General features: G+C 71.4%; 21 protein-coding genes. 12 read left to right on the top strand and 9 right to left on the bottom strand.

Translation table 11 applies throughout. From position 1 onward, the window contains the following. Nucleotides 1-51: 51 nt before the first annotated feature. Both ACIGXP_RS24695 and ACIGXP_RS24690 read right to left on the bottom strand, forming a co-directional pair. Nucleotides 52-588, bottom strand: coding sequence for an NUDIX domain-containing protein (locus tag ACIGXP_RS24695; RefSeq protein WP_399771551.1), 537 nt, complete (start codon nucleotides 586-588; stop codon nucleotides 52-54). Nucleotides 589-634: 46 nt separating this feature from the next. Continuing rightward, on the bottom strand, nucleotides 635-1444 hold the full coding sequence (locus ACIGXP_RS24690; RefSeq protein ID WP_399771548.1) for a M15 family metallopeptidase: 810 nt from the start codon (nucleotides 1442-1444) through the stop codon (nucleotides 635-637). A 162-nt stretch (nucleotides 1445-1606) separates the two neighbouring features. Here ACIGXP_RS24690 and ACIGXP_RS24685 point away from each other — a divergent pair, with 162 nt between their 5' ends. The 5 genes from ACIGXP_RS24685 (at nucleotide 1607) to glpK (ending at nucleotide 7762) form a co-directional block, all read left to right on the top strand. Then, nucleotides 1607-2053: a Zn-ribbon domain-containing OB-fold protein gene (locus tag ACIGXP_RS24685; RefSeq protein ID WP_399771546.1), complete on the top strand. Its 447-nt coding sequence runs from the start codon at nucleotides 1607-1609 to the stop codon at nucleotides 2051-2053. 2 nt (nucleotides 2054-2055) lie between these two features. Then, a complete protein-coding gene (locus ACIGXP_RS24680; RefSeq protein WP_399771544.1) occupies nucleotides 2056-3240 on the top strand; it encodes a lipid-transfer protein in 1185 nt (394 codons plus the stop codon). A 138-nt stretch (nucleotides 3241-3378) separates the two neighbouring features. Then, nucleotides 3379-5028 carry an EAL domain-containing protein gene (locus tag ACIGXP_RS24675; RefSeq protein WP_399771541.1) on the top strand — a complete coding sequence of 550 codons (1650 nt, stop codon included), beginning with the start codon at nucleotides 3379-3381 and terminating at the stop codon, nucleotides 5026-5028. A gap of 339 nt (nucleotides 5029-5367) precedes the next feature. Further along, on the top strand, nucleotides 5368-6117 hold the full coding sequence (locus ACIGXP_RS24670; RefSeq protein WP_399771538.1) for an MIP/aquaporin family protein: 750 nt from the start codon (nucleotides 5368-5370) through the stop codon (nucleotides 6115-6117). 118 nt (nucleotides 6118-6235) lie between these two features. Then, entirely contained in the window at nucleotides 6236-7762 is a 1527-nt protein-coding gene (gene glpK / locus ACIGXP_RS24665; protein WP_399771536.1) for a glycerol kinase GlpK, read from the top strand. A gap of 160 nt (nucleotides 7763-7922) precedes the next feature. Here the strand turns inward: glpK and ACIGXP_RS24660 are convergent, their stop codons facing one another. The 4 genes from ACIGXP_RS24660 to ACIGXP_RS24645 all read right to left on the bottom strand — a co-directional run bounded on the left by ACIGXP_RS24660 (nucleotide 7923) and on the right by ACIGXP_RS24645 (nucleotide 12759). Further along, nucleotides 7923-8528 carry an ATP/GTP-binding protein gene (locus tag ACIGXP_RS24660; RefSeq protein ID WP_363219176.1) on the bottom strand — a complete coding sequence of 202 codons (606 nt, stop codon included), beginning with the start codon at nucleotides 8526-8528 and terminating at the stop codon, nucleotides 7923-7925. 128 nt (nucleotides 8529-8656) lie between these two features. Further along, nucleotides 8657-9052, bottom strand: a complete 396-nt coding sequence (locus ACIGXP_RS24655; RefSeq protein WP_363219177.1) for a DUF742 domain-containing protein — start codon at nucleotides 9050-9052, stop codon at nucleotides 8657-8659. Nucleotides 9053-9061: 9 nt separating this feature from the next. Continuing rightward, complete coding sequence (locus ACIGXP_RS24650) at nucleotides 9062-9496, bottom strand: roadblock/LC7 domain-containing protein (protein WP_363219178.1); 435 nt, start codon at nucleotides 9494-9496, stop codon at nucleotides 9062-9064. Continuing rightward, nucleotides 9493-12759: a nitrate- and nitrite sensing domain-containing protein gene (locus tag ACIGXP_RS24645; RefSeq protein WP_399771532.1), complete on the bottom strand. Its 3267-nt coding sequence runs from the start codon at nucleotides 12757-12759 to the stop codon at nucleotides 9493-9495. The genes ACIGXP_RS24650 and ACIGXP_RS24645 overlap by 4 nt, the downstream gene beginning before the upstream one ends. Nucleotides 12760-13180: 421 nt before the next feature. Here ACIGXP_RS24645 and ACIGXP_RS24640 point away from each other — a divergent pair, with 421 nt between their 5' ends. Continuing rightward, the gene (locus ACIGXP_RS24640) at nucleotides 13181-13711 is read left to right on the top strand and encodes a hypothetical protein (RefSeq protein ID WP_399771594.1); all 531 of its coding nucleotides are present in this window, start codon (nucleotides 13181-13183) and stop codon (nucleotides 13709-13711) included. Nucleotides 13712-13933: 222 nt separating this feature from the next. Here the strand turns inward: ACIGXP_RS24640 and ACIGXP_RS24635 are convergent, their stop codons facing one another. From ACIGXP_RS24635 to ACIGXP_RS24625, 3 genes are read right to left on the bottom strand one after another with little or no spacing between them, the layout of a single operon-like run. Next, entirely contained in the window at nucleotides 13934-15121 is a 1188-nt protein-coding gene (locus ACIGXP_RS24635) for an NAD(P)/FAD-dependent oxidoreductase (RefSeq protein ID WP_399771529.1), read from the bottom strand. Then, nucleotides 15118-15498, bottom strand: a complete 381-nt coding sequence (locus tag ACIGXP_RS24630; RefSeq protein ID WP_399771526.1) for a hypothetical protein — start codon at nucleotides 15496-15498, stop codon at nucleotides 15118-15120. The genes ACIGXP_RS24635 and ACIGXP_RS24630 overlap by 4 nt, the downstream gene beginning before the upstream one ends. After that, nucleotides 15495-15818, bottom strand: a complete 324-nt coding sequence (locus ACIGXP_RS24625) for a bifunctional 3-phenylpropionate/cinnamic acid dioxygenase ferredoxin subunit (RefSeq protein ID WP_360095188.1) — start codon at nucleotides 15816-15818, stop codon at nucleotides 15495-15497. Before ACIGXP_RS24625 ends, ACIGXP_RS24630 begins: the two co-directional genes overlap by 4 nt. 312 nt (nucleotides 15819-16130) lie before the next feature. Between ACIGXP_RS24625 and ACIGXP_RS24620 the strand changes: the two genes are divergently transcribed. The 6 genes from ACIGXP_RS24620 (at nucleotide 16131) to ACIGXP_RS24595 (ending at nucleotide 23980) form a co-directional block, all read left to right on the top strand. After that, nucleotides 16131-16970, top strand: a complete 840-nt coding sequence (locus ACIGXP_RS24620) for an IclR family transcriptional regulator (protein ID WP_399771523.1) — start codon at nucleotides 16131-16133, stop codon at nucleotides 16968-16970. 201 nt (nucleotides 16971-17171) lie between these two features. After that, nucleotides 17172-18257 (top strand): S-(hydroxymethyl)mycothiol dehydrogenase, encoded by a 1086-nt coding sequence (locus ACIGXP_RS24615; RefSeq protein WP_399771521.1) that lies wholly within the window; start codon nucleotides 17172-17174, stop codon nucleotides 18255-18257. Beyond that, on the top strand, nucleotides 18254-18874 hold the full coding sequence (locus tag ACIGXP_RS24610) for an MBL fold metallo-hydrolase (RefSeq protein WP_399771519.1): 621 nt from the start codon (nucleotides 18254-18256) through the stop codon (nucleotides 18872-18874). The genes ACIGXP_RS24615 and ACIGXP_RS24610 overlap by 4 nt, the downstream gene beginning before the upstream one ends. A gap of 44 nt (nucleotides 18875-18918) precedes the next feature. Further along, nucleotides 18919-21381 carry an FAD-dependent oxidoreductase gene (locus tag ACIGXP_RS24605; protein ID WP_399771517.1) on the top strand — a complete coding sequence of 821 codons (2463 nt, stop codon included), beginning with the start codon at nucleotides 18919-18921 and terminating at the stop codon, nucleotides 21379-21381. Between the two features lie 9 nt (nucleotides 21382-21390). Then, the gene (locus ACIGXP_RS24600; protein ID WP_399771515.1) at nucleotides 21391-22521 is read left to right on the top strand and encodes an aromatic ring-hydroxylating dioxygenase subunit alpha; all 1131 of its coding nucleotides are present in this window, start codon (nucleotides 21391-21393) and stop codon (nucleotides 22519-22521) included. After that, on the top strand, nucleotides 22514-23980 hold the full coding sequence (locus tag ACIGXP_RS24595) for an aldehyde dehydrogenase family protein (RefSeq protein WP_399771513.1): 1467 nt from the start codon (nucleotides 22514-22516) through the stop codon (nucleotides 23978-23980). The genes ACIGXP_RS24600 and ACIGXP_RS24595 overlap by 8 nt, the downstream gene beginning before the upstream one ends. Nucleotides 23981-23989 lie beyond the last annotated feature (9 nt).

Below are 23989 nucleotides of genomic sequence, written 5' to 3'. Positions count from 1 at the left end.
GCCGTTGCGCGGCCAGACCCCGCGACGCCGGGATGATCCAAACGACACCCCCTAGAGGTACCGGCCCTCGAACCAGGCCCGTACGGCCACGGTGTGCAGCGGGAAGGCGAGTTCCTCGGGCCTGCGCAGCAGCTGCCAGCCCTCGGTCTCGTCCGTGCGGTCGGAGGGCGGGAGGCCCTCCACCGGACGCTCCGGGAGGAGTCCGAACAGCAGCAGGTGGCCGTCGGGCGAGCTCATGGCGTCCACGAGCCGTACGTCGCGTGCGGCCGCGTCGATGCCGGTCTCCTCCTTGAGTTCGCGTACGACGGCCTGCTTCCAGTCCTCCCGGTCGTCGATGTAACCGCCGGGCAGTGCCGTGCCTCCGCGCGCGGGGGCGACGGTCCGGGTGATCACGACCAGGGCCGTGCCCTTGGTGTCGTACACGGGCTGGAGCGCGATCGCGACCGGCAGCGGGTTGCGGTAGGCGGCGGTTCCGCACGACGGGCAGGTGCGCGGCCAGCCGGAAACGCCCTCTCCATAGGGCGATCCGCAGCTCGAACAGTGGGAGTCCGGTGCGAAGTTGGCAGTCGAGTGCTGAGTTTCGGACACGCGCGGACTGTATCCGATCAGAAGAGGGACGTCTTCCGCAGGCGGCTCAGTGCCTGCTGATGAGCGACTTCCAGGACACGGGGAAGTCGAAGTAGGTGTCCGGATAGGGCTCGGGCTGGTACGTGAAGTGCCACCATTCCTCGGCGAGGTTCACGAATCCGAGGCCCTCCAGGGTGCTCTTGAGCAACAGCCGGTTGGCGCGCTGTTCGCCCTGGATACGCGGATCGAGCGTGTGCGCCAGAGTGTCGAAGCAGTCGAATCCCGTGCCCATGTCGACAGAGTTGTCAGGGAAACGCTCGTCTTTGGGTGCGTAACAGGGCACGAGCGGCTCTCCGGGGTGGTAGGGCCGGGTCGGCCTCGCGGGGAGCTTCACGATCGTGAGGTCCATGGTCGAGCCACGGCTGTGGCCGGATTTCTTCGCGATGTAACCGTCCTCGAACAGACGGGTCTTGTCGACATGCGGGTAGAATTCGCCCTTCATCGCCTGGTCGCCGAGGTCCTCCGCCCAGCGGACGAAGTGGTTCACGGCGCGCTGCGGCCGGTAGCAGTCGTACACCTTGAGGGTGTAGCCCTTGCGCAGCAGCTTCAGCTGGGCCCTGTGCAGGGCCAGTGCCGCCGGGCGGGTGAGGATGCAGATCGGTTGCTCGTAGCCGTCGATGCGTTCGCCGACGAAGTTGTGCGGCGTGAAGTAGCGCATCTCCTGGATGATCGACGGGTCCACGGTGGACAGGGCGACGAAGTCCTTCGGCGCTCTGGGCTCCTGCTTCGCCTGGGCGGCGGCGGAGGAGACGGTCACGGCCAGCAGGGCGGCGAGGGCGGTGACGAGACCGCGGACCGCACGGGTGAGTCGTGTCATGTTCCTGCATGTATCAGGTATGCGTTCCGGCCGGGAAGCGATCGGATGAGATTGCCCTGCGGCGCCCTCGGCATGCGTTCGGTCGAGGTGGACGCCCTGCCCTTTTCCGGCTGCCCGTGGCACACTCCTGACGCTTCGTCAGAAACGTGGTGAGGAGAGGTCTTGCCGCACACACGCACACCCGCGGCCGCCGGCTGGTTCACCGGCGAGGGGGACGACTTCCGGCTCCTGGGCACCCGTTGCCCGTCCTGCGGCACGGTGTTCTTCCCGCGCGAGGACGTGCACTGCCGCAACCCGCACTGCGACAGTGACTCACTGGAGGAGGTGCCACTGTCCAAGAACGGGCGAATCTGGTCGTATACGGATAGCCGTTACCGCCCTCCGTCACCCTATGTGAGCAATCCGGAACTTCCGTGGGAGCCGTACGCGTTGATCGCGGTGGAGCTGGCGGCAGAGCGGATCGTGGTGCTGGGGCAGGCGGCTCCCGGGGTCACCGTCGCCGATCTGACGGTGGGCATGGAGGTGGAGGTCGTCCCCGGCGTGCTCCACGAGGACGCGGAGACGACCTGGACGACCTGGCACTGGCGGCCGACGGGGGTGAGGGCGTAACGATGGACGTGGCGGTGCTCGGCGCGGGCATGCACCCATGGGGCAAATGGGGACGCCCCTTCGTGGAGTACGGGACGACCGCCGCCCGCGCGGCGCTCGCGGACGCCGGTGTCGCCTGGCGCGACGTCGGCTCGGTCGTGGGCGCGGACACGGTGCGCGGCGGTTATCCCGGGTATGTGGCGGGAGCGACGTTCGCCAAGGCCCTGGGCTGGCAGGGGGCCAGGGTCACCAGTGTGTACGCGGCCTGCGCCTCCGGGGCGCAGGCGATCGCCGCGGCACGGGCGCAGATCCTCGCCGGGCTCGCGGACGTCGTCCTGGTCGTGGGGGCGGACGCGGCGCCCAAGGGGTTCTTCCGGCCGGCCGGCGGGGAGCGCCCCGAGGATCCGGACTGGCTGCGCTTCCGTCTGCTGGGCGCGACGAATCCGACGTACTTCGGGCTGTACGCGCGGCGGCGGATGGCGGTGCACGGGGACACACCGGAGGACTTCGCCCTGGTGAAGGTGAAGAACGCCGCCATGGGCGCGCTCAACGCGTACGCGCGCTACCGCAAGCGGGTCACCGCCGAGGAGGTCGCCGCGTCCGCGATGGTCGCCGACCCACTGCGGCTGCTCGACATCTGCGCCACCTCCGACGGTGCCGCGGCCCTGGTGCTCTCCAGCCTGGACTTCGCACACCGGCACGGTGTCGCCCGGCCGGTGCGGATCCGGGCGGTGTCGACGGTGACCCCCCGCTTCCCCAACACGGTGCTGGACCTCCCGGACATCGCCACGGACTCGGCGCTCGCCGTGCAGCCCCCCGGCGAGACCTTCCGGTCCTCCATCGCCCGGGCGGCCTACGAGGAGGCGGGCACCGGCCCCGAGGACCTGTCCCTCGCCGAGGTCTACGACCTGTCCACCGCACTGGAACTGCAGTGGTACGAGGATCTCGGGCTGTGCGGCGAGGGTGAGGGAGCCAAGCTCCTGCGGGAGGGCGCGACGGCCCCGGGCGGCCGGATACCCGTCAACTCCAGTGGCGGTCTTGCCTCCTTCGGGGAGGCGGTGCCGGCCCAGGCCATCGCCCAGGTGTGCGAGCTGACCTGGCAGCTGAGAGGCACGGCAGGCGAACGGCAGATCGCCGGGGCACAGGTGGGGATCTCCGTCAACCAGGGGCTTTTCGGGCACGGTTCGGCGGTGATCGCGGTGAGGTGACGCAGACGAACCCGGACTCCCGTGTAGCCCGCACCAGTGGCTACGGAGACCGCCCACGCTGTGTGATCACCCCGGAATGCTGCGTGAACGTCTCATGAACTGGGCCTGAGCGCCCTCGGGCGGCGCCATCATGCTCCCGTGCACTCCTGGACGGACACTCTCCGCTTCGCCTTCCAGCCGGTGGTCAACCTCAGGACGGGCGCGGTCGCCGCACTGGAGACACTCGCCCGCCCGGAGACCGGTGACATCCTGGCCGAGGCCCGCCGGGACCCGGAACTCGACGGGAAACTGGCAGTGCTGGCGCTGCGCGCCGCCACACGCAAGGAGACTCTGCTGCCGCTGCACCTCAACGTGTTCGCGGCCACCCTCGCCGACCTCGGCGGCCTGACCCCGCTGCACGACGCCGTGCGCGCGGCCGGGCGGATGCCCTGGGAGGTGACGCTCGACGTGGTTCCGCCCTGCACGCACGTGCCGCAACAGGCCCTGCTGGAGGCGGTGGCGGCGCTGCGCGAGCAGGGGTTCCGGATCAGCGCGGACGGCATCGGCGACGGTGACATGCCGCTTCGGCTGCTCACCGACCTCTCCCCCGACCTGGTCAAACTCGACGCCTCGCTGCTGTCCCGGCCGCCCGCGGTACGGGCGATGCGCACGCTGTGCGAGGAGCTGGGCGCCCTGGTCGCGGTGGAGGGGGTCGAGACCGAACTGCAGTGCGCGGCGGCGCTGTCGGCCGGGGCGCAGCTGGCCCAGGGCGAGCTGTTCGCTCCGCCGGCCCGGATCCCCGCCGCGGACGTATACGTTCCGCCCCGCTCCCCCGGCGCCGTCGGCGTGCCCCGGTCCGGGCCGTCGGTGCGGGAGTTCGTGCGCCCGGCCGCCGTACTGCCGGTGACCGCTCCGGCGGGGCAGGTGCGCGCGCTGCTGACCGGATCGCCGGATGTCTCCGGTGTGCTGCTGGTGGACCAGGCCGGCCGGCCCGTGCGGTCGGTGCACCGCTCCCGGTTCCTGCTGTCGATGTCCGGCCGCTACGGGCACGCCCTGTACGCCGACCGGCCGGCCTTCAAACTGGGGGACGCCCCCCGTACGGTCGGGGTCGACGCCACCGCCTGGGAGGTGCTGGACGTCGTCGCGGTCGGCGGCCGGGACCGGACCTCGGACGATGTCGCGGTGGTCGACCGGCGCGGGCGGTGCGTAGGTGTCGTACGACTCGCGGACCTGGTGCGGGCGCTGGCCGAGAGCCGGGTCGAGGAGGCGGCCGGACTCAATCCGCTGACCCGGCTTCCCGGTTCGGATGCGATCACGGGCGAGGTGAACCGGTGGATCGCGGACGGCCGGACGTTCGCGCTCAGCTGGCTGGACATCGACCACTTCAAGCAGGTCAATGACGGTGCCGGGTTCGCCGCGGGGGACGAGCTGATCCGGTCGGTGGGGCGAGCCCTGCTGCACGCAGTGTCGGGGCACGCGCGCGTGGGGCACATCGGCGGAGACGACTTCCTGGTGCTGGCCGAGGAGGAGGCGCTCGATCCGCTGGTCGCCGCCGTGCTCGACGCGCCCTGGTCGGCGGGAGGCCGGCCCGTCACGCTCTCCCTGGCGACCGTCGTGTGCGCGCCGGGAAGCGTGGGCGACCACCGCCAGGCCGCCGCGCACCTCGCTCCGCTGAAGAAGGCGGCCAAGGCGCTGCACGGCGCGAGCTGGGTGCTGGGACGCGCCGGGCTGCCCGGTCACGAGGTCCGGCGGGGTCAGGGGACGGCGACGGCGCAGGCCGGGTACGCGGCCGCCGAGCCAGGGTGGTGAACGTCCGTCCGGTACATGTCCGTTGGATCCCGGCAGCAACGGCGGGGCCGTCGGGTGGGGCGCTGTCACCGTCGCCGTCGGCAACCTTGACGCCCCCGTGGTGCCGGTGAACACTTCCCGGTGTCGGCCGACATCGCCGTACATTCTCGGCGTTATCAGGCACTGCGCCACAGGTCTGCCCTGTTCCACGGCCCGTCCGTTCCTGGCGATACGGCTGCGACGGCACGCTCGTCACGGACGCCGGGCGGGGCGCGGGGCTCCGTGCGCGGCTGAAGTCGCCATGAACTTTCCTGCACTGAGGCCGGGGCCGAGCGCCCCACCGGCGCCAAGGGAGCCGCCATGAGCAACGGAGACATTTTCGTCGGCGAGGTCATCGGCACCGCGATCCTGATCCTTTTCGGCGCGGGTGTCTGCGCCGCCGTCACCCTCAGGTACTCCAAGGCGCGGGCCTCCGGCTGGGTCGTCATCGCGTTCGGCTGGGGCTTCGGCGTCCTCGCGGGCGCGTACACGGCCGCTCCCCTCTCCGGTGGCCAGCTCAATCCCGCGGTCACCATCGGCATCGCCGTGGACACCGGTGCATGGGGCAAGGTCTGGGTGTATCTGCTGGGTCAGATCGTCGGCGCGATGCTGGGAGCCGTCCTCGCCTACCTGGTGTACCTCGCGCAGTTCCAGGCCAACGTCCGCAAGGGCGGCACCACCGAGGGCACGGCCGACGAACCGGTGCCGACGCTCGGCGTCTTCTCGACCGTCCCGGAGATCCGGAACCCGGTCGCCAACCTCATCACCGAGATCATCGCGACGATGGCCCTCGTGCTGCCCGTTCTCGCCTTCGGGCTGACGAAGGGGCTCGGCGAGTCCGGCACCACGGTGCTGATCGTCTCCCTGCTCGTCGTCGGTATCGGCCTCTCCCTCGGCGGGCCCACCGGCTATGCCATCAACCCGGCCCGCGACCTCGGCCCGCGCATCGTGCACACCTTCCTGCCGATCCCGAACAAGGGCACGTCCGACTGGGGTTACGCCTGGATCCCGGTGGTCGGCCCGCTGATCGGCGGGGCGCTCGCGGGCCTCGTCTACAACGCGGCCTTCTGACCCGGCGACCGCACCGGCTCTCCGCCCCAGCGACTGCAACGCGGCCTGCCAGCCGGCACGCTGCAGGCCCCAGCGACCCGACCGAGCCACCCAGCGACCCAGCTACCCAGGGACAGCCATGACGGACACCCCCGAGAAGTACGTCGCCGCCATCGACCAGGGCACCACGTCCAGCCGTTGCATCGTCTTCGATCACGGCGGCGCGATCGTCGCCGTCGACCAGCGTGAGCACCGTCAGATCTTCCCCAAGCCGGGCTGGGTCGAGCACGACGCGACCGAGATCTGGTCCAAGGTGCAGGCCGTGGTGGCCGGAGCACTGGCCAAGGCCGGGCTGCGCGCCGATCAGCTGAGGGCGCTCGGCATCACCAACCAGCGGGAGACGACGGTCCTGTGGGACCGCGCCACCGGCAAACCCGTGCACAACGCGATCGTCTGGCAGGACACCCGTACCGCGGCCCTGTGCAGCGAACTGGGCGGCGCGGACGGCCAGGACCGCTTCCGTGAGCCGACCGGGCTGCCGCTGGCCAGCTACTTCTCCGGGCCCAAGGCGGCCTGGCTGCTGGACCACGTGCCCGGCCTGCGGCAGCGGGCCGAACGCGGTGAGATCGCCTTCGGGACCATCGACTCCTGGCTGATCTGGAACCTCACCGGCGGCACCGACGGCGGCCAGCACGTCACCGACGTCACCAATGCCGGCCGCACCATGCTCATGAACCTCCAGACGCTGCAGTGGGATCCCGCCATCCTGTCCGCCATGAACGTGCCCGAGACGATGTTGCCGGAGATCAGGTCCTCCGCCGAGGTGTACGGCACGGCGGTCGGGCAGCTCGCCGGTGTGCCCGTGGCCTCCGCACTGGGCGACCAGCAGGCCGCCGTCTTCGGGCAGGCCTGTTACGACGTGGGCAGCGCGAAGAACACGTACGGCACCGGAAGTTTCCTGCTGCTGAACACCGGGAACCGGCCGGTGCCGTCCAAGAGCGGGCTGCTGACGACGATGGGCTACAAGATCGGCGGGGAGGCGCCGGTGTACTGCCTGGAGGGGTCCATAGCGATCACGGGCGCCCTGGTCCAGTGGTTCCGCGACCAGCTCGGGATCATCCGCAGCGCCGACGAGATCGAGACGCTGGCGGCGAGCGTCGAGGACAACGGCGGTGCCTACATCGTGCCGGCGTTCTCCGGCCTGTTCGCGCCCTACTGGCGCTCCGACGCGCGCGGTGTGGTCACCGGTCTCACCCGGTACGTCACGAAGGCGCACCTCGCGCGTGCGGTGCTGGAGGCGACGAGCTGGCAGACCCGGGAGGTGGTGGACGCCATGTACCAGGACTCCGGGGTGCGGATCACCACGCTGAAGGTCGACGGCGGTATGACGAAGAACAACCGGCTCATGCAGCACCAGGCGGACGTCCTCGGCGTGCCGGTGATCCGGCCCCGGGTGTCGGAGACGACGTGTCTGGGCGCCGCCTACGCGGCCGGTCTGGCCACGGGCGTGTGGAACGACCTGGACGAGCTGAAGTCGCACTGGCAGCGGGACGCGGAGTGGACACCGGCGATGGAGCAGACCGTGCGCGATCGCGAGTACCGCAACTGGCGCAAGGCGGTGGAGAAGAGCTTCGGCTGGCTGGAGGAGGGCGCGCAGGACGCGTAGGAGGAGCGGGGCAAAGGTGCCGCACGCGCGCGTGGGCACCTGTCACGGTCGTCGTTGCCGCACGCGCGTGTGGGCGCTCCTTACCGGACCACGGCCCGTACCCCGGTCGGCGGGGGTACGGGCCGTGCCCGTCGGTCGGCCAAGGGCGGACCGCCGGTGGTCAGCCAAGGGCGGCGTGGCGGCGATCGGCGGCGTGGTCCATCGCATGCTGGACGACTCCGATGAGCACGTCCTTGACCGATTCCCGATCACGCGCGTCGCACAGCAGGACCGGTACGCCCTCGTCCAGGTCGAGAGCCTGCCGTACGGCCTCGGCCGGGTAACGGGCCGCTCCTTCGAAGCAGTTGACGCCGACGAGAAAGGGGATGGAACGCCGCTCGAAGTAGTCCACGGCGGCGAAGCAGTCCTCCAGACGGCGTGTATCGGCGAGGACGACGGCGCCGAGCGCGCCCTCGGACAGTTCGTCCCACATGAACCAGAACCGTTCCTGCCCGGGCGTCCCGAAGAGATAGAGCACCAGGTCCTCGCGCAGGGTGATACGGCCGAAGTCCATCGCCACGGTGGTGGTGTGCTTGCCCTCCACACCGCTGGTGTCGTCGACCGGGCGCCCGGCCTCGGTGAGCAGTTCCTCGGTGCGCAGCGGCCTGATCTCGCTGACCGCACCGACGAGGGTCGTCTTGCCCACGCCGAAGCCACCGGCCACGAGGATCTTGAGCGTGACCGGCTCGACCGGGGGCTTGCCTCGCTCAGAACGCCCGAAGATCATCGGTCTCTTCTCCTGCTTGATGGTGGTCGGGCGACGGCCGGCTGTGGCCGTCGCGAGGGTATCCGCCAGAGGTGTCGACGCCGGTTACGTTGCGTGCTTCGCGGTACGGTGCTCCGTTCCTGCGCCGGTCACAGTGCCCGGAGGCCGTTGATCACGTCGCGCAGGATGCTCTCGTCCGGCAGCTCGGCCGGGGGCACCGGACGCGTGACATGGACGAGTTCCGTGTGCACGAGGTCGCCGATGAGGACGCGCACCACACCGATGGGCAGGTCGAGTTCGGCGGCGAGTTCGGCGACCGACTGCGGTTCGTCGCGGCAGAGCCCGACGATCTCCACGTGCTCGGGCGACAGGGTCGGATCCGTCTCCGGGTCGCCCGCGTCGGATTCCGTGACGACCACCGCGATCACGTCCAGCCGGTGCTGGGCGGGACTCGTGGTGCGGCCGCGTGTCATGGCGTACGGACGGACGACCGGTCCGGCCTCGTCGTCGAACCAGTGTTTTCTTCCCTGACCGTCTCCGCTCATGTCATCCCACTACCCGCCTGCGGGCAGATCGGTGCGCGGAGCGGTCCCCAGATGCACGCCGACCCGCTTGACCAGGAGCGTCATCTCATAGGCGACCTGTCCGACGTCGGAGTCGGCGTCGGAGAGGACGGCGAGGCAGCTGCCGTCACCGGCGGCGGTGACGAACAGGAAGGCGTCGTCCAGTTCCACCACCGTCTGCCGGACGCTGCCCGCGTCGAAGTGACGGCCCACGCCCTTGGCAAGGCTGTGGAAGCCGGAGGCGACGGCGGCCAGATGCTCGCTGTCCTCCCTGGTCAGGTCCTTGGACACGCCCGTTGGCAGCCCATCGCCGGACAGGACGACGGCCTTGCGGATGCTGGCGACCCGGTCGACCAGGTCGTCCAGGAGCCAGTTCAGTCCCACCTGGTTCGTCGCCGTGTGGCCGGTCGCCTTCGGTGCGGTCATCGACCGTCCCCCTTAGTCGTTCCTTGTGCTGTGCCGTTGTGGGCGTCGTCGCCCGTGGCATTCTCCCGTCGGCCGCGCTGCCAGCCACGCTGCAGCGAGGCCATCCGGCTGCGGACCTCCTCGGCGTCGCGGTCGGCGGGCTGCGCCGCGCGCTCGGCGCGCCGCGCGGTGTCCTGCTTGAGCTGGGGGGCCAGGCTGGCCTGGCGGACCCGCCGGGGCAGGGACCCGGTGGCCGGTTCGGGGGCCACCACGGCGCCCGAGCCGGTGGCCGCGGGGCTGCCGGCGGAGGTGACACCACTGGTGCCGGTGGCGCCGGGCGGCGAGGACGTGCCCCGGGTGGGCAGGGCCTCGCGGCCGGACCGGGCATCACCCGGCCGGGGTTCTTCGGCGGAGAGCTCGCCCTGGCCACTACCCGGACGGAACCTTTCACCGCTCGGCTCGGCCGAACCACCGAGACGGTCCCGCTCTCCGGCAGTCCCGGCCCCGCCACCACCGAAACGGCCCTGCTCACCAGCAGCTTCGGCCTCGCGGCCGAAACGGAACCGCTCACCGGCAGCATGGGCCGCACTCTCGTCCGACCCCAACCGGTCCATGGCGCCCCGATCCGACCACCCTCTGGCACCGCCACCCGGCCGACCCGTGACGGCCCCATCCGGCCGACCCGTGAGGGCCCCTTCCGACTGGTTCGTGGCGGCACCCTCCGATCGGTCCGTGCCGCCGTCGTCAAACCGACCCGCGGTACCTGCGCCTTCATCGCTGGGTGACCCTGGTCGGGTGCGGCGGGGCAGGGCGGGGACGTCGGGGAACGGGGCGGTGCCGTCGGCGGGAGCCGTGCCGCCTTCCTGGGTGCGCTCGGTGAGTTCGGCGGGGCGGCGGGAGGCCGTGGTGCGCCGGCGTGCGGGCAGCGGCGCCAGTCCGCCCATGTCGGGGCGGCGGGAAGCGGCGGACGTCTGCTGCTCCGGTTCGTCGCGGCGGCTCCGCTGGTCGGTGACGGGCTTGCCGTGCGAGCTGACCAGTTTGGGAGTCTGCCGGCGCGGCAGCGGGATGGGCCCACGTTCCTGGGCCTCCTCGCGGGGCGCACGGTCAAGGGACACGGAGGGCGTCTGCTCTTCGGCGCGGGAGCGGGAGCGGCGGGGCAGGAACAGCCCGCCGCGCTCGCTGTCCTCGTCGGCCAGGACGCCGGGGAAGTCGTCGATGGCGTCGAGATCGACGGGCGCCTCCAGCTCGACGGGACCGTCCAGCAGCGAGGTCGGCAGGCCGGGCAGCTGCTCCGGCCCCGCGGACCGGCCTGCGGCACGGCTCCCCGCCTGCCCGATGCTCTTCTCCGGGCGGTCCCGGTCGAGCCGGAAGCCGATGCCGTTGGTGTCCGGTACGTCGTCACTCAGCAGCGCGTCGGGGATGAAGACGACGGCGGTGGTGCCGCCGTAGGGCGACGGCTGGAGGGAGACCCGGACGTTCTGTCGCTGAGCGAGCCGGCTGACGACGAACAGGCCGAGCCGGTCGGTGTCGGACAGTTCGAACTCGGGTGTCTCGGCGAGGCGCAGGTTGGCATCGAGGAGCGCCTCGGCGGTCATGCCGAGGCCCCGGTCGTGGATCTCCAGCGTGAAGCCGTTGGCGACCCGCTCACCGACCACCTGTACGGCGGTGTGCGGGGGCGAGAAGACCGTGGCGTTCTCCAGGAGTTCGGCCACGAGGTGGGTGAGGTCGGCGACGGCCGGGCCGGTGACGGCGACCCGGGGCAGCCGTCGGACCTCGATGCGTTCGTAGTCCTCGACCTCGGCGACGGCGGCCCGTACGACGTCCATCAGTTGCACCGGTCGGCGCCACTGTCGGGAGGGTGCGGCGCCGGAGAGGATCACCAGGCCCTCGGCGTGCCGCCGCATGCGGGTGGTGAGGTGGTCCAGGCGGAAGAGGTCGGCGAGTTCGTCGGTGTCCTCGGTGCGGCGTTCCATGGTGTCGAGCAGGGTGAGCTGCTTGTGCAGCAGCACCTGGCTGCGGCGGGCGAGGTTGACGAAGACCTCGGAGACGCCGGACCGCAGTTCGGCCTGTTTGACGGCGGCCTCGACGGCGGCGCGCTGGAGGGTGTTGAGGGCCTGGCCGACCTCGCCCATCTCGTTCTTGTCGTACTCCAGGCGCGGCACCTCGGTCTCGACGTCGACCTGTTCGCCGGCGGACAGGCGGCGCATCACGCTGGGCAGCCGCACGCCGGAGGCCTCGTGCGCCTCCAGGCGCAGTTGGCGCAGATCGCGAATGAGGCCGCGGCCGACGCGGACCGACAGGACGACGGAGAGCACGAGCGCGACCAGGCCGAGGAGGCCCGCGACGGCCGCCTGCAGGATGACGCCGATGGCCACGGGACGCGTACGGTCCTGGAAGCGGTCACCCACCTGGTCGTCGAGGGTGCCGAGGCCGGTCAGCACGCTCGCGGCCGCGGAGTCCCAGCTCTGGGCCGTGACGCCGCGCGGAGTGCCGGAGTCCGTGCCGATGGTGGACCGTTCGGCCGCGCGCAGCGGGGCGGTGGTGGCGTTCTTCCAGAAGCGTTCGTAGCGGTCGCGTTCGGCGGCGGGCAGCAACGGCAGGCTGACGTCGTACAGGACGGTGCGCTGGGCGACGAGGTCGGAGATGTGACGGGTCTCGTCGCGGGTGAGCCGGCCGACGACCAGGGAGGAACCGAGCAGGGCGTCCTCGCGGGAGAGCAGCTCGCGGGCGCGGCTGATGTTGACCATGGCGCGGGCCTGCGCGTCCAGGTCGACGTCGTCGACTCCTTCGAGGGCGCCGAGCAGCGTGAAGCAGGGGTCGACGAGGCGGTTGTACTGGTCCAGGGCCTGTGCACGGGTGACGGTGCCCGCCTCGACGCCGTGACGCAGGGAGTCGAGGCCGCCGAAGGCGTCGAGGACGGCGGTGAGGCGTTCGCCGTCGTCCGTGTCCATGGCGTCGAGGACGTCCTGGTCAGCGGCGTTCTTGCGGATCTTGGCGATGGCCCGGTCGGTGGCGGTACGGGTGCGCTGGAGCGCGGTGAGGGCGTCGGCGGCCCGCGGGTCGGCGAGGTAGACGAGGGTCTGGCGGCGTTCCTGCTGGAGGACGCGGACGGTGTCCTCGGCGGGGTAGCCGATGTCCTCCTTGACGTCCGACACGTGGAACAGCCGGAGGGCTTCGCGACCTGTGAGTACCGTGGTGAAGCCCCAGATGGCGGTCAGGGACACCAGCGGCACGAGAAGCAGCGCCACGATCTTCCGGCGGATCGACTTCCCGCGAAAGCGCATGGCCTCCCCCAGCTCGACCCCCGCGGGCCGGGGGTGCACATGTGCGTCAACAAACGGCGCGAGCCTACTACCGCCTCACAGTTAACTCGAAGACATGTCCGGAGAGCGAACTTCCGCTTCGGCGACGCGAGATGGCGAGTTGTCCGGGCATTACGGGAGATTGCCACCGCCATCCGGTAGCGGCGCCCGGGTTGACCGGGATGCCCTGGCCGGGCGGTTGGCTTGTTTTTTTCGCCGGTTGGGAATCTTCCGGCGACGTCGTTCGTCCTTCTGTACGGGAAATGGGGGCGGAATGGGCCACAGGAGCCGCATCCCGCACCCCGGCGGCGTAAAACTGCGCAAGCCGGGCAGCCACTGGGGGAGCCGGAGTCTTGTGACACCGGGGGCGAGCGGTCTGCTGGCGGTGGGGAGTGACACGGTGATGGGCACGGCGGAGCGGCGCGAGGCGCCCGAGGAGAGCGTGGCGGAGCGCTCGGCGGCACGGTGGCGCCTGGAGGCACCGGATCGCGACATTCCGGCGCGTGGGCGCGCTGCGGAGTCCGCCGGCGAACAACAGCAGGCGTACCGGCCGTTGTGGGTCGAGGAGCCCGCCCGACGGCACCCGCTGCCGGATCCGGTGCGTACGGCGGCGGTGCGTGCGGTCCTGATCATGGCGGTGACGCTGATCCAGGCGATGGTGGCGTTCCTGTGCACGATGGCCGGGTCCTGGCTGGCGTTCCCCATGGTGATCAGTGGCGTGGCGAGCACGGTGGTGGCCACCTGGGCCGTGGTCGACGTGTGGGTGACCCGCCAGGTGTGGAGCCAGCGGTACGGCGTGGTCTCCGAGCCGAGCAGCACGGCCCGAGCGCTGCGCCGCGAGCGCCGCGCCCGCCGACGCGAGGAGCGCGCGGCCCTGCGCGAGCAGGAGCGGATACGTCGGCGGGGCGGCACCGGGCAGTTGTCACATCCCTGAGCGGGAGCGGCCGGGCATGGCCTGGCTCCGGCCGGACGGGACGCAATCGGGGCGAGGCGGAACAAGACCCGGGCGAGACGTGACCGCGCAGGGTCGGAACACACCCTGGCCGCACAGCGGTCGGGACGCGACCCCGGCGAGACGTGACCGCGCAGGGATCGGGACGCAGCCCGGCGGGGCGGGAGCCGAGACCGACTCGTGTCGGACGGCTCCGGCCCGCCGTCACAGCACGGCTGGTGCGGCCCGTTCCCGCTCCTCCCGCTGGAGTTCGCGGCGGGCCCGCATGAAGGCGCGCGGCCGGTCCACTCCGAGGACAGCGACCGTACGGCCGTCCCGCTCGTAGTGGGCGAGAAAGCCGGTCTCACCCGGGCCGTCGTCGTTGATCTCGCCCTCGGTGACGCGGACGGTGTCACCGTCCCGGTGCCGGCCTGCGAACTGTATGCGCGAGCCGTACTGGTCGGACCAGAAGTACGGCACCGTGCGCACCGTTTCGACAGTGCGGCCGGCGAGCAGGTTGGTCACGGCGACGCGCGGTTGCTCGGTGGCGGCGGTCCAGTGCTCGGCCCGGCGCCCCCCCACGCGCGCGACGTCCCCGACCGCCACCACTTGGGGCAGGGCCGTCGCACACCCGTCGTCGCACAGCACGCCGTCCTGGAGGGCGAGCGTCGAGGCCGCGAGCCAGGAGGTGTTGGGGGTGGCGCCGATGCCGACGATCACGAGGTCGGCGGGGAGAGTGCGGCCGTCGGTGAGGTCGACACCGGTGACGGTGGCGGTGCCGCGCAGGCCGGCCAGGCCGGTTCCGGTGATCAGCTCCACCCCGCCGCGGCGGTGCAGAGCAGCGCAGACGGCGGCCATCCCGGCGCCGATCTGGGGCACCAGCGGCAGCGGTGCGGCCTCGACCACCGTGACCGCGTGCCCCAGGCCGGCGCACGAGGAGGCGGTTTCGGCACCGATGAAGCCGCCCCCGATGACGACGACCCGGCGGTGTCCTCGGCAGAGGTCGGCGCGCAGGGCGCGGGCGTCGTCCAGGGTGCGCAGGGTGTGCACGCCGGCGAGGCTCTCGCCGGGAATCCGGCGCGCGGCGGCGCCGGTGGCGATGACGACTGCGTCGGTGGAGACCGTACGGCCGTCCTCCAGAAGAACGGTACGACCGCGCGTGTCGAGGCCGCGGGCGCGGACGCCGAGCAGCCACTCGGCGTCGAGTCCGGCGGCGTCGTCGGCATCGGTGAGGGCGAGGTGCTCCTCGTCGGTGCGGCCGGTGAGGAAGTCCTTCGAGAGGGGAGGCCGGTCATAGGGCTGGTGGGGCTCCTCGCCGACCATCACCAGTCGGCCGTCGAAGCCCTGGGCGCGCAGTTCACGGGCGGCGTAGAGCCCGGAGAGGGAGGCGCCGACGATGGTCACGGTCTTCATACGGCACGGCTCCTCGCGGGGGCGGCGGGGTGGTCGGGGCGGGCCGGTGCCTCATCGGAGGGACGGCGCGTGGTTGCCCTGCAGGTGCGCCACGCGGTGACGGGCCGTAGGACGAGCCCTGTCCGGGCTTGGGCGGCGTGGCGTCGGCGGCCGTGCGCGGTGTCGCTCCCGCCGTCACGGTCGTCGGCGGTGCTGATGCCGCCGTGACGGCTCGGGACGGTGCTCAGGCAATCGTGACGGCTTGGGACGGTGCGCAGGCAGTCGTGCCGGGACTCGGCGGCATTCGTGCGATCGCCCCTCGCCGGGGTGGAGTTCAGCCGGCCCCGCCAGCCGTGGGCGCCGTTCACACGGTCGCGCCGGTCCTCGGTGGTCTTCATGCGGCCGTGCCCTCCTCCGCGGTGAGGTGGACGTGGATGACGCCGTCCTCGACGGTGACGCGGTGGGTGCGGACGGGGCGCCGGGCCGGCAGGCAGGTCGGTTCGCCGGTGCGCAGGTCGAAGGATGCGGCGTGCAGCGGGCATTCGACCAGGCAGCCCTCCAGCCAGCCCTCGGAGAGGGACGCGTCCTGGTGGGTACAGGTGTCGTCGATGGCGTAGAGCCCGCCGTCTTCGGTGCGGAACACGGCGATGGGCGGTGTGGTCTCGACGCGGACAGACTCGCCCTCGGGGAGGTCTTCGAGGCGGCAGACGGGAATCACGGGCCCCCCTCTCGGTCCGGGACACTCGGTCCGGGACCTGCTCGATGCAGGCGTCAGGGATGCAGCCGGGAGTCCGGGCCGTGATGGCCCGGCCGGGCAGCGGTAAGGGAGTGCAGCGGCAAAGCAATGCCGGACATCTGGGTCCGGATCGTCCGGCACCCTTCCGGGATCCGGACGCTTGGGTAACATGATGTTTCGTATGGCGCACGCTCTAGCGCTATGCGCAACAGAATCCGCGCGGGACGACCGCCGCGTCAAGGGCTTCCCGCAGATGCGGCCCGAACCGGGCCCACAGGTGGTGAGAGTTGAGCCATGACCCCCACGCAGAATCAGTCCGGCCGCAGCGAGGAGACCACGCAGGACCCACGGGCCCCGGAGAGGCAGACCGGCCGCGGCACGGTCAGCGCGGTGCAGTCGGTGGACCGCGCCGTGAGTGTGCTGGAGATCCTCGCCCGGCACGGCGAGGCCGGTGTCACCGAGATCGCCGAGGAGCTGGACGTCCACAAGTCCACGGCCTTCCGGCTGCTCGGCGTCCTGGAAAACCGCGGCCTGGTGGCCCAGGCGAAGGATCGCGGCAAGTACTACCTCGGGGCCGGCGTACTGCGCCTGGCGGGGGCGGCGGCAGTGCGGCTGGACATCTCCCAGGAGGGCGTCCCGGTCTGCCGTGAGGTCGCCGACGAACTGGGCGAGACGGTCAACATCGCCGTGCTCGACGACGACGCGGCGGTCAACATCATGCAGGCCCGCGGCACCGCCTCGGTCACCGCGCAGAACTGGCTGGGCAGACGCACCCCGCTGCACGCCACCTCCAGCGGCAAGGTGCTGCTCGCGCACATGCCGCCCACCCTGCGCGAGGGCCTGCTGGCGCGCTCGTTGCCGCGGTTCACCGACCGGACGATCACCGGCGCGGGCATGCTGCGCGCCGAGTTGGAGGCCGTGGTCGAACAGGGCTACGGCGTCACGATCGAGGAGCTGGAGCTGGGGCTCGCCGCCGTCGCGGCACCGGTGCGCGCGCATGACGGCAAGGTGATCGCGGCGATCAGTGTCTCGGGGCCGGTGTACCGGCTGAATCCGGACCGGATGCCGGAGGTGGCGAAGCGGACGGTGGCGGCCGGCGCCGAGCTGTCGCGCCGTATGGGCTACGGCTTCTGAAGGACTTGCAGCAGACGGTGACCGCGGCGCGGGACCGGGCCGGCCCCGGTCCCGCGCCGTCGTGTGTCCGAGGGGTTTCGCCCCCCGGGCTCCTTTTGCCAAGGGTTAACGCGCACCCCTTGACGGCCGTGTGACGCCGTTCTCAATATGTTCCCCATCGCGCAACCCATCGTGCAATGCGCAACAGCAGAGGAGCTTGTCGTGCCACACGAGGTCCGTGCCGTAGTCGCTGTGAAGAAGGGCGCACCCGTGGAGGTGCGGACGATCGTGGTGCCCGATCCGGGGCCCGGTGAGGTCCTGGTGAAGGTGCAGGCCTGCGGGGTGTGCCACACGGACCTCCACTACCGCGAGGGCGCGATCAACGACGACTTCCCGTTCCTGCTGGGCCATGAGGCGGCCGGCACGATCGAGGCGGTCGGCGCGGGCGTCACCGACCTGCAGCCCGGTGACTATGTGGTGCTGGCCTGGCGGGCGCCCTGCGGCAGCTGCCGTTCGTGTCGCCGCGGACGGCCCTGGTACTGCTTCGACTCGCGCAACGCCGCCCAGCCGATGACCCTGTTGGACGGCACACCGCTCAGCAACGCCCTCGGCATCGGCGCGTTCGCCGAGAAGACGCTGGTCGCGGCCGGTCAGGCGGTGAAGATCGACCCCGCGGCGCGTCCCGAGGCGGCCGGGCTCATCGGCTGCGGAGTCATGGCCGGTTACGGCGCCGCGGTCAACACCGGCAAGGTCGGGCGCGGTGACTCGGTCGCCGTCATCGGCTGCGGCGGCGTCGGCAACGCGGCCATCGCGGGCGCCTGCCTGAACGGCGCGATGAAGGTCATCGCCGTGGACATCGACGACAAGAAGCTCGACCAGGCGGAGAAGTTCGGCGCCACCCACACCGTCAACTCCCAGGGCACCGACCCGATCGAGGCGGTCCGCGCCCTCACCGACGGTCACGGCGTGGACATCGCCATCGACGCGGTCGGCCGCCCCGAGACCTTCAAACAGGCCTTCTACATGCGCGACCACGCCGGTCTGCTGGTCCAGGTCGGGGTGCCCTCTCCGGAGATGAAGGTGGAACTCCCGCTGATCGACGTCTTCTCGCGCGGCGGCGCGATCAAGTCCTCCTGGTACGGCGACTGTCTGCCCAGCCGGGACTTCCCGTTCCTGATCGACCAGTACCTGTACGGCCTGCTCGACCTGAACGCGTTCGTGTCCGAGACCATCTCCCTGGACCAGGTGGAGGAGGCGTTCGGCAAGATGCACCGGGGCGAGGTGCTGCGCTCGGTGGTGGTGCTGTGAAGGGCGCCGTACGTGTCGAACGTGTCGTCACACACGGCACCTTCAGCCTCGACGGCGACACCTTCGAGGTCGAGAACAACGTCTGGCTGGTCGGTGACGACGAGGAGGTGCTGATCGTGGACGCCGCGCACGACGCCGAGGCGATCCACCGCGCGACGGCGGGCCGCCGGGTCAGCGCCGTCGTCTGCACCCATGCCCACGACGACCACATCGACGCCGCGGCCGCGCTCTCCACCCGTACCGGAGCGCCCGTCCTGCTCCACCCGGACGACCACGAACTGTGGTCCCGCACCCATCCCGCCCGCAAGCCGGACGGCGAGCTGACCGACGGCCGCGTCCTCACGGTCGCCGGGATCGAACTCCAGGTCATCCACACCCCCGGCCACACCTGGGGCAGCTGCTGCCTGTACGCGCCCTTCCTCGACGCCGTCTTCACCGGCGACACCCTCTTCCACGGCGGTCCCGGCGCCACCGGCCGCTCCTACTCGGACCGCCCCACGATCGAGGCGTCCATCCGCGCCCGGCTGCTCACCCTGCCGGGCGGAACCGTCGTCCACACCGGCCACGGCCAGGACACGACGATCGCCGCCGAGCGGCCGAACGTCCCTGCCGCCTGAGCGACTCCCCCGCACCTGCCATCCCCGCCACCACAAGGAGGGGCATGTCCAGCACCCCCGAACACCGGTCCCAGGGTCCCCGCGTCGTCGTCATCGGCGCCGGTATCGTCGGCTGCTCCCTCGCCGACGAGCTGACGGCCCGCGGCTGGACCGACGTCACCGTCCTCGAACAGGGCCCGCTGCCCGCCCCGGGCGGTTCCACCTCCCACGCGCCCGGACTGGTCTTCCGGACCAGCCCTTCGAAGACCCTCGCGGAGTTCGCCAAGTACACCGTCGAGAAGTTCTGTTCCCTCCAGGTCGACGGCGTCTCGTGCTTCCAGCAGGTCGGCGGCCTGGAGCTCGCGACGACCCCCGAGCGCCTGGCCGACCTGCACCGCAGGGCCGGTTTCGCCGCCTCCTGGGGCATCCGCGGCGAGGTCGTGAGCACCGCCCGTTGCAAGGAACTGTGGCCGCTGCTGGACGAGTCGGTCGTCCTCGGCGGATTCCACACGCCCGACGACGGTCTGGCCCGGGCCCTGCTCGCGGCCCGTGCCCAGATGGACCGGGCCACCGCGCGCGGCGCCCACTTCCTGGACCGTCACACGGTCACCGGCATCGAGCAGGCGGACGGCCGCGTCACGGCCGTGGTCACCGACCGGGGCACCTTCCCCGCCGACCATGTCGTCTCCGCGGCCGGATTCTGGGGGCCGGTCATCGGCCGCCTGGCCGGCATCGACGTACCGCTGCAGCCGCTCGCGCACCAGTACGCCAGGACCAAGCCGCTGCCCGGGCTGGGCGGCGCCACGGCCGAGGCCTCGAAGCCGATCCTCCGTTTCCAGGACCGGGATCTGTACTTCCGCGAGCACACGGACCGCATCGGCATCGGCTCGTACGCGCATCGGCCGCTGCCGGTGGACCCGTTCGCCGTGCCGGCGTACGACGAGGCCCGCGCGCAGGACCTGGAGATGCCGTCCTCGTACCCGTTCACGGAGGACGACTGGGCGCCGAGCTGGGAGGACTGCCGGCGGCTGCTGCCCGCGCTGCGCGAGACGGAGATCGAGACCGGCTTCAACGGCGTCTTCTCCTTCACCCCGGACGGCATGCCGGTTCTCGGAGAAGCCCGGCAGCTGAGGGGCTTCTGGCTGGCCGAGGCGGTCTGGGTGACACACTCCGCCGGGGTGGCGAAGGCGGTGGCCGAGTGGATGGTCGACGGGCGGCCCTCCGTCGACGTGCACGAGTGCGACCTCACACGGTTCGAGGAGGCGCAGCGTTCACCGTCGTACGTCCGTGAGCGCGGTTCACAGCAGTTCGTCGAGGTGTACGACGTCCTGCATCCTCTCCAGCCGATGGAACAGCCCCGGCCGCTGCGCGTGAGCCCCTTCTACGCCCGTCAGCAGCAACTCGGCGCCTTCTTCCTGGAGGGCACCGGCTGGGAACGTCCGCACTGGTACGAGGCGAACGCCCCGCTCGTGGACGCGCTCGGCGACCTCCCGGAGCGCGACAGCTGGTCGGCCCGCTACTGGTCCCCGATCGCCGCCGCCGAGGCGAAGGCGACCCGCGAGAGCGTCGCCCTGTACGACATGACCCCGCTGCGCCGCCTGGAGGTGACCGGCCCCGGCGCGCTCGCCTTTCTGGACCGCATGACCAGCAACAACCTCCGCAAGAAGCCCGGCGCGGTCACCTACACCCTGCTCCTGGACGAGATGGGAGGCATCCGCTCGGACCTCACCGTCGCCCGTCTCGCCCCCGACCGCTTCCAGGTGGGGGCCAACTCCCCCGCCGACCTCGACTGGCTGGTGAGGCACGCGCCCGACGACGTCCAGATCAGGGACATCACCTCCGGCACCTGCTGCATCGGGGTGTGGGGGCCGCTCGCCCGCGACCTGGTCCAGCCACTCACCCGGGACGACTTCTCGCACGAGGGTTTCGGCTACTTCCGGGCCAAGCAGACCTACCTCGGGCACGTGCCGGTGACGGCGATGCGCCTGAGCTACGTCGGTGAGCTGGGCTGGGAGCTGTACACCACGGCCGACCTGGGCCTCCGGCTCTGGGACACGCTGTGGGAGGCCGGCCGGGAGCACGGCGTGATCGCGGCCGGGCGGTCCGCCTTCAACTCCCTGCGCCTGGAGAAGGGATACCGCGCCTGGGGCACCGACATGACCGACGAGCACGATCCGTTCGAGGCGGGCGTCGGCTTCGCGGTCCGCATGGACAAGGAGGACTTCGTCGGCAAGGCGGCACTGGAGCGGGCCGCAGAGCCCTCCCGCCGGCTCACCCCGCTCCTCCTCGACGACCCGGCAGCCGTGGTGCTCGGCAAGGAGCCGGTCTTCGTCGACGGCGCCCCGGCCGGCTACGTGACCAGCGCGTCGTACGGCTACACGCTGGGCCGCTGCGTCGCCTACGCCTGGCTCCCGGCCGGCCTCGCCGACGGCACCGGCGTGCACATCGAGTACTTCGGCGAGAAAGTCCCGGCCACCGTCGCCGACGAGCCGCTCTTCGACCCGAAGATGACCCGCATCCGCCGTTAGGAGACGTCCGTGACGACGACCCCGATCTCTCCGAGCCTCATCGCGACGCTTCCGGGCCGCTACTACACCGACCCGGACGTCTTCCGGCAGGAACAGGAGAACCTCTTCGAGTCCCTGTGGTTCTGCGCGGTCCGCAGCGCCGACCTGGACAAGCCGGGTGCCTTCCGCACGGTCCAGGTGGGCCGCGAGAACGTCATCATCACCCGCACGCGTACGGGTGAGCTGCGCGCCTTCCTGAACGTGTGCCGGCACCGGGGCGCCCGGCTGTGCATGGAGGAGTCCGGCGAGGTGCGCCGCACTCTGCAGTGCCCCTACCACGCATGGACGTACGACCTTGACGGCAAGTTGATCGCCGCACCCAACTTGATCAAGATGCCGGACATTGACCGAGTCGCGTACGGGTTGATCAAGGTGGCCCTGCGCGAATGGCTCGGCTACGCCTGGGTGTGCCTCGCCGACGAACCGCCCTCCTTCGAGGACACCGTGATGTACGCGGCCGTGGAACGGCTCGGCGACGCCGCAGCCATCGAGCACTACGGCACCGAGCAGCTGGCCCTCGGCAAGCGCATCACCTACGACGTGAAGGCCAACTGGAAGCTGATCGTCGAGAACTTCATGGAGTGCTACCACTGCGCGACGATCCACCCCGAACTCACCGAGGTGCTCCCGGAGTTCGCCGACGGGTACGCCGCCCAGTACTACGTCGGGCACGGCGCGGAGTTCGGCGAGCAGATCAAGGGGTTCACGGTCGACGGCAGCGAGGGCTTCGCCAAGCTCCCCGACGTCGGTGCCGACCAGGACCGCCGCTACTACGCCATCACCATCAAGCCGACCGTGTTCGTCAACCTCGTCCCCGACCACGTCATCCTGCACCGCATGTTCCCGCTCGCCGAGGACCGCACGGTCGTGGAGTGCGACTGGCTGTACGCGCCGGAGGTGGTGGCCTCGGGCGCGGACGTGTCGAAGTCCGTGGAGCTGTTCCACCGGGTCAACGTGCAGGACTTCGAGGCGTGCGAGCGCACCCAGCCGGCGATGTCCTCGCGCGCGTACCGCGGGGGCGGGGTGCTGGTCCCGAACGAGCACCACCTCGGGATCTTCCACGAGTGGCTGCTGAGCCGGCTGGGAGACGACCGTGCCTGATCTCTTCATCGACGGCGAGTGGCGCAGCGCCCTGGACGAGCGCACCCGGGAGATCCGCTGCCCCGCCGACGGCTCCCTGGTCGGGGTCGTGGACGAGGCCGGCGGCAAGGACACCGTGGAGGCGATCGGGGCGGCCCGGCGCGCCTTCGACACCGGTCCCTGGCCGCGTACGCCCGCCCAGGAGCGCGGCGACCTGCTGCTGCGGGTCGCGGACCTGCTCGTGCGCGACAAGGACGCCCTCGCCCGCGCCGAGTCCCTGGACACGGGCAAGCGGCTGGTGGAGAGCGCGTACGACGTGGACGATGTCGTCAGCTGTTTCCGCTACTTCGGGCGGCTGGCCGCGACCGAGACGGGGCGGGTCGTGGACACCGGGCGGGAGGACGTGGACAGCCGGGTGGTGTACGAACCGGTCGGCGTCTGCGCGCTGATCACGCCCTGGAACTATCCGCTGCTGCAGACCGCGTGGAAGGTCGCGCCGGCCCTCGCGGCGGGCAACACCTTCGTGCTGAAGCCGAGCGAGCTGACCCCGCACACCGCGATCGGCCTGGTGCGGCTGCTGGCGGAGGCGGGGCTGCCGACGGGCGCGGCCAACCTGGTGCTGGGCGCCGGTCCGGAGGCGGGCGCCCCGCTCGCCGAGCATCCGGACGTCGACCTGGTGTCGTTCACCGGCGGTCTGCAGACCGGCCGCCGGCTGATGGCAGCCGCCGCCGGGACGGTGAAGAAGGTCGCGCTCGAACTCGGCGGCAAGAACCCCAACATCGTCTTCGCGGACGCCGACTTCGACGCGGCGGTCGACATGGCGCTGACCGCCGTGTTCCTGCACTCCGGGCAGGTGTGCTCGGCCGGGGCCCGGCTGCTGGTCGAGGACGCGCTGCACGACCGGTTCGTGGACGAGGTCGTACGCCGGGCCCGGCTGATCCGGCTGGGCGGCCCGTTCGACGAGCGGGCGCAGACCGGGCCGCTGATCTCGGCGGCCCACCGGGCGAAGGTCGAGGCCTATGTGGCCAAGGGCATCGAGGAGGGCGCGGTGCTGCGCTGCGGCGGGGCCCGGCCCTCCGGCCCCGGACACGACGACGGCTTCTACTACCTTCCGACCGTCCTGGACGGGTGCACGAGCGCCATGTCCGTGGTCCGGGAGGAGTCCTTCGGGCCGGTGCTGACCGTAGAGCGGTTCGCCACCGAAGAGGAGGCCGTGCGGCTCGCCAACGACACGATCTACGGCCTGGCGGGCGCCGTCTGGACCGGCGACGGGGCCAGGGCGGCCCGGGTCGCGGCGGGACTGCGCCTCGGCACGGTCTGGATCAACGACTACCACCCGTATGTGCCGCAGGCCGAATGGGGTGGTTACAAGCAGTCCGGGTTCGGACGTGAACTCGGACCGGCGGGGCTCGCCGAGTACCGCGAGACGAAACACATCTGGCGCACCACCGCGCCGGCACCGCAGGGCTGGTTCGACTGACAGCCAGAG

The sequence above is a fragment of the Streptomyces sp. NPDC053069 genome (assembly GCF_044546895.1).
Lineage (GTDB): Bacteria > Actinomycetota > Actinomycetes > Streptomycetales > Streptomycetaceae > Streptomyces.
This window is presented reverse-complemented; position numbering and strand designations above follow the sequence as displayed.